Origin of the sequence: Streptomyces sp. NRRL F-5123 (assembly GCF_000721495.1) — a bacterium.
Classification (GTDB): Bacteria; Actinomycetota; Actinomycetes; order Streptomycetales; family Streptomycetaceae; genus Actinacidiphila.
On the sequence record NZ_JOHY01000118.1, the window covers coordinates 1 to 6,308 of the forward strand.

Here is a 6,308-nt window from a genome sequence, read left to right on the forward strand (position 1 = left end):
GTCGTCGGCAGCGTCAGATGTGTATAAGAGACAGCCCCAGGCCTGACGTGGCAGGCAACGAAGCGGGGTGACGGTCACCATTCCGGAGGAGCTGTTCGCCTCGATCCGCGAGCGCGTCGGCGAGCGTGAGCTGTCCTCGTACGTCACGGACGCCCTTGCCCACCAGGACCGGATCGACCGCCTCGGCGAACTGTCCGACTGGCTCCAGGAGGAGCACGGCGCAGTGACGGACGAGGAGCCGGCCGAGGCCCGTCCGCAAGTCCGGCCTGGACACCGCGATATCGGCGGCGCTGACGCCGTGGCGCAAGCCGACCGTTCCCCTTCGAACGGATGCTCCAGGCCGCCCAGGCGTACGCGGACGCGGCCGGTGACCTTGACCGGCTGGTCTCGGTCGACGGTCACCGCGGTGGCCTGCCCATCAGCACAACGTCGGGCCCGAAAGGCGCCTTCATGACTCAACTCAACTGTGGAACCCATGAGTTGCTGAGCTGTCAACGTGACTGGGGTGTCGTTACACTCAGGACGCAAAACCAATTGCGTCGGCCGCGAAAGCATCTGTGAGGTGCGATGTCGGATCTCCCGCCCAAGACGACACTCAGCCCGAGCGAACTCTCCGAACTGGTCGACTTCCTGGACGTCTACACCACGGAGATCCTCGGCTCCTTGAGTGCCCATGGAATCGGCTCTCTCGCGAGCGTCTTGACTCCCTCGGCGGTGAAGTGGCCGCATGTGTTTCCGGAGGTTGACAGGCCGACGGCGGAGGGGCTGGTGCCGGAGCTCCGGTCATTGCGGAAGTCTGTTTACCATGCCGGGCACGCCGCGCTCGGTCTCCCGGACGACCTCGTGCGAGCGGCCGAGGTCGGGCGCCAGTTGCTGGAGAAACTGCACGGGATCCCGGTGACGTTGTCCGGTGAGGAGCGTCGGCGGGCCACGAGTGTCAACCAGCAGGACGGGCCGGGGAGTACCAGCAACAGCGTGTCCGGTGGAACGCAGGGGAATGTGATCCAAGCGGGCAGCATTGCCGGCGGCGTACACGTTCACGCTGCCGTGGGCGACGACGCCGGCGACATGACGAATCCGATAGTCGTCGGCGTGGAAATCCATCCGCGCGCGTGGCACGCGAACCTCATCGTGGACGCCGACCCGCCCCGTCCCATGGCACCGAGCGGCAGCGTGTACGTAGTGACGCTGCAGGCGCGGACCACGCGAGCGGTGATCCTGCACCGGGCCCGGTCAGTAATCGTTTCTCGCCGCCAACCGCGACGAGCGTGCTATCAGGCGCACATTCGCGGGCCCCTGGAGCCGAGGAAGTTCTCCGTGGACCTCGCGTCGGCCCAACCGCAATTGGTTCCCGAGGGAGTGGATTTTCCCCTGACGATCAGCTCTGTCGATCCGGAGCAACTCTGGATCGAGCCGGCGGTGGGTGCTGAAGAGGTCGGCTGGCGGCTGGAGATCGACTGGACCTGCCTTGAGCATCACGGAACAGTCGTTGTCGACTCTGGCGGCGAGCCATTTGAGACGTACCCTCCCGAAGTCTTGTTCACGGAAGCGGGCGAGCGCTCCCGGCTCCGCACGGGCTGCAGCGTCATCCAGCATGAGCCGGACTGCCCCGCGCTCCGCCTGCCGCGTGACGTCAAGTCCTCCCTCTACGGTCCTGTGGCACAGCATCGGGCACGCGGCTGACTTGGCGATCGAATGTCGGCCGCCCTCGGCTGCGTCGAGGAAGGCGCCGAACTGCTGGAGCGTGCTCGTTGCTGCCTCGTGCCTTACATCCGGGTACCTCGCTGGTCCATTGGGCGGCCGGTGGTGCTCTCTACTGTCGGCACGATTGTCCTGTTCTGCTGATTTGTGCCCGCTGCGCAGCGGAGGACGAAGAGCCCGAATCCGGAGTAGGCGACGAGACCTCGGAGACCTATGAAACCTGGGACTGTTCGGAGAGTCGGGAGGTCTGGGAGGAAGGCTATGGATCGTTTTGCCTCTCCAGGCCCGCGTGCAGGCAGCGACGCGATGCCCTGCCGGATGTACCACGGTGCTGCGAGGCGTTAGCACTGTGGGCGTGGAGACGTAGGGGTACGGTGGCTGTCTCGGCTGCTTCAAAGGGGGGTTCGATGGAGGCGGAGTTGGTGGCACTTGCTGCTGCGGGAGCCACGGCATTCGTTCAGCAGATGGCGGCGGACTCTTGGGCACAAGCCCGTGACCGCTTGGTCTCGTTCTTCTCGCGTCACCGCGGTGGCGAAGAGGACGTGATCGAGGGAGAGCTGGAGACTTCGCGCGAGGAGCTGACGACGGCGTTGGAGACCGGCGACGAGCAGACTGCTCTGGATGTTGAGTCGGAGTGGCGAACGCGATTGCGTCGCACGTTGCAAGCCGACCCGGCTGCCGCATCTGAACTGCGGGCGCTCCTCGATGTGTTGGCCCCTGGAGGGAAGGGCCAACAGGTCACGGCTGTTCACAACGCGATCAGTGGTGGCGTTCAGCACGGTCCGGTGATTCAGGCTGGCAACGTGGGTTCACTTCACTTCGGACCAGCTTCTGGTCGTGGCTGAGTCTGGCGGCACCTGCAAGAGTCTCGCGAGGTGCCCTGCCCGACCATTGGTGCTCTTCGGTGGCGTTCGCGTATCTTCCGTCACATGAGCGAACGGCCGTACGTGCGAAACGAGTTGGGCGGAGACGTTGAGGGGCACGTCGTGCAGGCGGGTTCCATTCACGGGGACGTGAATTTGAACGTTGCGCCGTCTGCCAGTGCGCAGGACGCCGACCATGCCGCGTTCCTGGCACGGCTCCGTGCGCGCACGGAAAGCCAATGGGCCACCGAAGATGCGCAGAGGCGGCGGCGTGAGGCTGCAGCGGCTCAGTCGGCGCGGTCCCGGAAGCGGTTCCGCCGCCTGTGCTGGATTGTCCTTCTCGTTGCGGTCCCATCGGGCGCTCTGTGGGCCAGGAGTGAAGATGCGATCTGGGCCGCTGTCGTTCCCTCCTGCCTCGCCGGATTGGGGTTGCTTAACCTCGCGCTTTCATGAAGCGGGCTGTCCGGCAGGCGGACAGGAAAGCAGAAAGTGCCTCTGACCAGCAAGAATGAGGATTGTCGAGGTCCTTGTTCCTGCGCCGCCGGAGGCACTTCCCAGGTGAAGTACCCTATCGGGTCCTATCCCCGTGTCCGCGTTCAGGATGACGGCCGTCAGGTCGTCTCCCAGGCCGGGTCGGTCCTGCTCGTCGAAACAGTCCGCAGACCGGCTTGACCAGGCCATATCCGCAGCTCCGGTTCCGTGGCGGAAGCCGCGGGGCCATCCACGATCCCGGCAAGATCCTCCTGGACGTCGCCGTGGCGGTCGCGTTCGGCGGGGACTGCCTCGCGGACGTCGCGATGCTTCGATGTGAGCCGGACGTCTTCGGCCCGGTCGCCTCCGATCCGCCCGCCTCCCGTCTGATCGAGTCTCTCGTCGCCTCCGATGAGGAAGCCCTGCAGGCCATCCGGTCCGCACGCTCCGAAGTCCGCAGCCGGGTCTGGTCGTTGGCGGCCAGAATGTCCCAGACATCGGCGGACAGGTCACGGTCGACCTCGACGGCGTCCTCGTGATCGCGCACTCCGACAAGGAGGACGCCGCCGCGACCCGGAAGAAGACCTACGGCCATCACCCGCTGACGGCCTTCGTCGACCACGGCCCAGGCGGAACCGGAGAGCCGGTCGCCGCCCTCCTCAGGCCGGGGAACGCAGGCTCGAACACCGCCGCCGACCACATCACCACCGCGCAACTGGCCCTGGGCCGGCTACCGAAGAAGTGCCGGCGAGGCTGGCGAACACTGATCCGCACGGACTCCGCCGACGGCACCCACGACTTCGTGTCCTGGCTTGCGAAGCGCGCTCGTTGGCTGTCCTAGTCGGTCGGAATGACGGTCACCGAAGCGATCCACGAACACGTGCTGCAGGCCCCCGTTTCGGCATGGACCCCGGCCGTCGAGACCGACGGTGAGGCCCGTGACTGGGCCTGGGTCGCCGAGCTCACCGGCAAACTGCTGGACGGCTGGCCGAAGGGCATGCGCCTGATCGTCCGAAGGGAACGGCCCACCCCGGCGCCCAGTTGAGGATCACGGACGCGGACGGCATGCGGATCACCTGCTTTGCGACCAACACCCCCGACCGGCCGATCGCCGAACTCGAGCTCCGACACCGGCTGCGGGCCGAGGCAGAAGACCGGACGCAGGCCGCCCGCCCGACCGGCCTGCGCGACTTGCCCCTCCACCACACCGCACAGAACAAGGTCTGGCTGGAGATCGTCCAGATCGCTCTCGATCTGATGGCCTGGATGCCCATGCTCGCTCTGAGAGGCAAAGCCCGGCTCCGGGAACCTCGCAGACTGGGGTACCGCCTATTCACCGCGGCCGCCCAGCTCGTTACCACCGGCCGGCGCAGGATCCTCCGTCTCACCCGGCACTGACCCTGGACAGGCGAGATCACAGACGCCCTTGAACGACTTGAGCTCCTGCCCAACTCGGGCTGACCAGCAGACTTCCCATCCCGACGACAGCACCACCCCGACCCCTGGGCAGTGGGACCCGGCGCCCACCCGACACGACAGCCGGGCTACCGGCCTAACCACCAACCGTCCCGGAAAGCGTAAGGGTCCGCCGACTCCGTCGGCGGACCCTTACGAAAGATGGAGGCTGAGGGTCACTGTCCAGCCGATCTGATGGCGATGCGGCTCGTCCCGCACGCTGACCAATATGTGCGCGATCTTGTAATTCAGGCTGTGAGTGATGGGAAAGGGGGCGTCCCTCATGAAGAGCCTGAGGCTCGCCTCTTCAGTTCCACCACGTCCTCCTCGTCTTCGCCGTGGACAGCGTATACACGCAACGGGATGGCCAAGAGGGTCTCGATGAAGGCGTCCCAGTGGTCGGGAGACAATCGGGATTGTGAACTCACTACGGCATCGAGGAGCGGGCCGACATCATTGCCGAAGTGAATCCTGAGATATCCTTCCAGATCGTCGGTCAGCATTCCCAGGTGGACCCAATCGTCGGCCGCGGAGTAAAAAAACTCCAGCTTCGCATTGTCGTTTGTGAATTCAAAATCAGGCCAGTTAAATTTCTCTGCAGCGGCCTCGCGTGTCCACCCTTCGTCCTTGAGGCGGCGGGTGATCCGATCACGCGTCTCCCTGGCCTGCGTTTTCTTGTCGTTCACCGTCAGTTCCCTCCTGTTTTTCCTTCGACAGCCTCTGCGTCGCTGTTTATCTGGTCGATGTGCGCCTGTAGTCTCCTGGTCTTTGTTTCGATCGACGCTCGTTCGGCCGCGTCCAGTTCGATGCCATCATAGTGGCTCTCGATAATCTTCTCCACGCTCAATGTCGACAAGGTGAAGCCCTTGGCGCGCAGTTCTCTGAGGACGTTGATCTGAACCTGCCTCTCCTGCGCTTTCTCTGACCTCGATTTCTGAACGTAGCGCCCTTTTTCGTCTTTGATCTTCTTGCCTTCGGAGTCGCGCTTCTCTTGCTCTCCGTGGTAGAGTCCGACTATCTCAAGATGTACTGACGCGTTTGTTTCCTCTGCTAGCGCCAGCAGGAGCGGCTTGCACTTTTCATTGCAGGGGCTTTTGGTGATCTGTATGGTTAGGTTGTTCTTTCCTGTCTGGCTGTGTTGCAGAGTGCCCTCGTCCAGGCCATCGCGAATGAAATCGTTCAGGAAAGCTTCTGCATGCTTTCCTCCTCGGCTCATCATCCTCGGCAGGGGTTCGCCGTTCCAGTTGGCAGTCAGTGCAGTGTGCTGAACTCCTCGACGCGGTCCGAGTCGTCGATTCTGAGTTTCTCTGATCTCCTCCTGCTCTTCCGCCGAGAATTTAGAAGGGTCCTTCTCCAGTTCCTCGGCCCGCTGCTTCTCCCCACGCCGAATCCCAGTCTGGAAATCAGCATGCACAAACTTAGTGGCAAGGTCCTGCGGGGATGCCTTCACGTAGGCTGCAAACTCGCCCGCCCGCTCGGTTCTTTTGATGGTGATCGACTTCAGGCCGAGTGATTTGTTGTCTGCGTAGACGGAATCGACTTTGCTCTTCACCTCGGATGGTGAGGAGAATGGGGATTTGAGACCGGCCTGAAGTTCGCGTGAGGCCTTTGCCTTCACCTCTGCGGAGTTGGGCCTCCCATCCTTTCCTGATGCCCCTTTCTCGTCCTTGCCTTTCTTGCCGAGTTTGGCCTTTAGTTTGGCCCAGATCTTCTTGCCCGTCTTGACGATGAAGCCCACGATTTTGTCGATGACGCGGTTGACGGGTTTGGCGACGGCGTGGAAGACGGATTTGACTTTGGCGGCGAGGTTGCCGATGC

General features: G+C 63.6%; 4 protein-coding genes and 2 pseudogenes. 4 read left to right on the top strand and 2 right to left on the bottom strand.

The features are described 5' to 3' along the window. Positions 1 to 67: 67 nt before the first annotated feature. The 4 genes and pseudogenes from IH54_RS46445 to IH54_RS40920 all read left to right on the top strand — a co-directional run bounded on the left by IH54_RS46445 (position 68) and on the right by IH54_RS40920 (position 4,496). The gene (locus IH54_RS46445; protein ID WP_199923536.1) at positions 68 to 454 is read left to right on the top strand and encodes a hypothetical protein; all 387 of its coding nucleotides are present in this window, start codon (positions 68 to 70) and stop codon (positions 452 to 454) included. A gap of 113 nt (positions 455 to 567) precedes the next feature. Next, complete coding sequence (locus IH54_RS45150) at positions 568 to 1,683, top strand: hypothetical protein (RefSeq protein WP_031526025.1); 1,116 nt, start codon at positions 568 to 570, stop codon at positions 1,681 to 1,683. A gap of 425 nt (positions 1,684 to 2,108) precedes the next feature. Further along, positions 2,109 to 2,546: a hypothetical protein gene (locus IH54_RS44135; protein ID WP_078862835.1), complete on the top strand. Its 438-nt coding sequence runs from the start codon at positions 2,109 to 2,111 to the stop codon at positions 2,544 to 2,546. A gap of 576 nt (positions 2,547 to 3,122) precedes the next feature. Continuing rightward, a pseudogene (locus tag IH54_RS40920) lies at positions 3,123 to 4,496 on the top strand (IS1380 family transposase). A 275-nt stretch (positions 4,497 to 4,771) separates the two neighbouring features. Here the strand turns inward: IH54_RS40920 and IH54_RS0138180 are convergent. Both IH54_RS0138180 and IH54_RS45985 read right to left on the bottom strand, forming a co-directional pair. Then, positions 4,772 to 5,176, bottom strand: a complete 405-nt coding sequence (locus tag IH54_RS0138180) for a hypothetical protein (protein WP_031526027.1) — start codon at positions 5,174 to 5,176, stop codon at positions 4,772 to 4,774. A gap of 2 nt (positions 5,177 to 5,178) precedes the next feature. After that, positions 5,179 to 6,308: pseudogene (locus IH54_RS45985) on the bottom strand (hypothetical protein); the annotation flags it as partial.

What these genes read in the sequence shown, in the direction of transcription:
- IH54_RS45150 (WP_031526025.1), top strand. Translation starts at nt 568, where the DNA reads ATGTCGGATCTCCCGCCCAAGACGACACTCAGCCCGAGCGAACTCTCC.
- IH54_RS44135 (WP_078862835.1), top strand. Translation starts at nt 2,109, where the DNA reads ATGGAGGCGGAGTTGGTGGCACTTGCTGCTGCGGGAGCCACGGCATTC.